This is a genomic window from Herbaspirillum lusitanum P6-12 (assembly GCF_000256565.1).
GTDB classification, from domain to species: domain Bacteria; phylum Pseudomonadota; class Gammaproteobacteria; order Burkholderiales; family Burkholderiaceae_D; genus Herbaspirillum; species Herbaspirillum lusitanum.
Window position 1 is genome coordinate 1 of sequence record NZ_AJHH01000213.1, and the last position, 2,145, is coordinate 2,145.

Genomic DNA, 2,145 nt, shown 5'->3' on the forward strand with positions numbered 1-2,145 from the left:
TGGCGCCGGCGCTGGCGATCGTGCTGGCGGGCCGTGTGGTGCGTGCGACGTGAGCTGCGAAGGGGAGCTGCGAAGGGGAGCATGCGCCATGGATCCCGTCAGCGAGATTGAATACCACCTCGTCGTGGCCGAGTTCGATGCCTTGTGGGGACGTCCGCACAGCGACGCCAACCGGCGCCGCATGGACTACATGATCTGCGTGATCGCGGCGTTTGAGGAAAGCCGCGGCAAGCCGCCCGCAAGCTGAGGCAGTTCCGTCGCCGGCAGGCGTACATGCAGGCGCGCCAGCGTGTCGTGGCGGCTGCCGAGCAGAGCGTAATGTTTCTGTTGCAGCCAATAGCGCAGCTGCGATTCGTCGGCGTAGGCGATGGCGATTTCCACTTCGGCCCAGGCGATGCGTTCAATGCGTTGCGCCTGTTTGAGGGCGCTGGCGATAGCGTCGGTATAGGCCCGCACCAGTCCGCCCGCGCCCAGCTTCACGCCGCCGAAATAGCGCACCACCATGGCCAGGACGCCATCGAGCTCATGGTGACGCAGTACTTCCAGCATGGGCCGGCCCGCGGTGCCGGAGGGTTCACCATCATCGGACATGCCGGACTGGCCGCCCGCCATCAGCGCCCAGCAGACGTGGGTGGCGCTGCGGTGGGCGTCGCGCATGCGGGCGATTTCCTGCATGGCGGCCTCGCGTCCGGGCACCGGCATGACGATGCCGATGAAGCGGCTCTTGCGGATCTCCAGTTCGATCTCCACACGCTGGGCGAGGGTGAAGGTGGCCATGGCGTGGTACCGTCAGGCCTGGTGGTCGGCGTTGCCCTTGAACAGGGCCAGTTCGGCGCGCAGGCCCTGGTTTTCTTCGGACAGCTGCGCCACGCGGGTTTGCAAGGCGCTGATCTCGCGGCGTAGCGTGGCGGTGAGTTCGTTTTCCTGGCCTTCCACCAAGGGGATGTGTGCGTCGCCGGCGCTGTCCTCGGCCTTGGGAGCGCGCGGCGTGCGGGTGGCGGCTTTCTGCTCGCGCACTTTCTTGGCGGCCTCGCGCAATTCCTTCTTGCCGCCGGCCACGGCGCTGACCTGTACTTCGCTGGGCAGGGTGGCCACGGCAGCGGCGGCATTGATGGAGATGGCGCCGCTGCGCACGGCCTGCACCAGTTCCGGTGCGGCGGTCTTGCGGATGCGGTCGATCTGGCCGATGGTGGCGCTGCTGATGCCGGCGGCGCGGGCGATGTCTTCGCGGGTCTTGATGCGGCCGGTGTTGTCGTCGGCATGCCAGGGATCATCCTGGGCCTGGGCCGCCTCGGCGGGGACGGCCGCGTCGCTGGCCGGGCTGTCTTCGCTGCTGCTGGCCTTGGCCGGCGTGGCTTCGGCCTTGGTGCGGGCGGCGATGATGTCGCGCTTGCGCAGGGCCAGCATGCCGCGCTGGAAATCGGAGACGCTGCGGCGGCCGAGCTGGTTGTCGATCATCCACAGCATGACGTCGTCGATCGACGTGAAGCCGGTGTTTTGCACGGTCTTGAATTCGATGTCGTATTTGCGGCAGATTTCGTAACGGTTGTGGCCGTCGACCAGCACGTCGCCCCACAGCACCAGCGCATCGCGGCAACCTTCGGCCAGCAGGCTGCGTTCGAGGGCGGCGTATTCGTTGGCGGTAAGCGGGTCGATGTATTGAAGGAGTTCGTTATTGATCGTGATAGTCATGGCATCCCTGGACCGCTCCGGCGAATCGGAGGCGGACCGGAATTTTACACTACGGGCCGCGGTCATCTGCCGGGGGAGGGGAGGGGGGGCATCGCCGCCACAGGGCGCGCTGTGGCGACACGGAAATCCTGCGGCTGATAAAATCATCGCTCCCAACGTTCAGGAAACGGAAGCAACATGGACGCCTTGTTCTTCATCCCCGTCGCCATCATGCTGGCGCTGGTGCCAGGTCCGAATAATTTTTGCGCGCTCAACAACGGCATTCGCCGCGGCGTCGGCGTGGCGTTGCTGGCCACGTTCGGGCGCGTGACGGCGTTTGCGATTTTCCTGACGGTGTCGGCGGTGGGGCTGGGCGCCATGCTGCTGGCTTCGGAAGCCGCCTTCACGGCGGTGAAGTGGGTCGGCGCGCTGTATCTGTTCTATCTCGGCTGGCGCGCCTGGCGCAGCCGTGAA

The 2,145-nt window shown here is 66.3% G+C and carries 4 protein-coding genes; 2 read left to right on the top strand and 2 right to left on the bottom strand.

Annotated features, from left to right (window positions below):
* Positions 1–88: 88 nt before the first annotated feature.
* Positions 89–247 carry a hypothetical protein gene (locus tag HLUSI_RS33430; RefSeq protein WP_167321459.1) on the top strand — a complete coding sequence of 53 codons (159 nt, stop codon included), beginning with the start codon at positions 89–91 and terminating at the stop codon, positions 245–247.
* On the opposite strand, the gene HLUSI_RS0107150 is transcribed toward HLUSI_RS33430, so the two are convergent.
* Both HLUSI_RS0107150 and HLUSI_RS0107155 read right to left on the bottom strand, forming a co-directional pair.
* Positions 187–777 (bottom strand): IMPACT family protein, encoded by a 591-nt coding sequence (locus tag HLUSI_RS0107150; RefSeq protein WP_016833331.1) that lies wholly within the window; start codon positions 775–777, stop codon positions 187–189. The two genes, HLUSI_RS33430 and HLUSI_RS0107150, sit on opposite strands and share 61 nt — an antisense overlap.
* 12 nt (positions 778–789) lie before the next feature.
* On the bottom strand, positions 790–1,692 hold the full coding sequence (locus tag HLUSI_RS0107155; RefSeq protein WP_016833332.1) for a hypothetical protein: 903 nt from the start codon (positions 1,690–1,692) through the stop codon (positions 790–792).
* 177 nt (positions 1,693–1,869) lie between these two features.
* On the opposite strand from HLUSI_RS0107155, the gene HLUSI_RS0107160 reads away from it, so the two are divergent.
* On the top strand, positions 1,870–2,145 hold a 276-nt coding region (locus HLUSI_RS0107160), incomplete at its 3' end, for a LysE family translocator (RefSeq protein WP_016833333.1).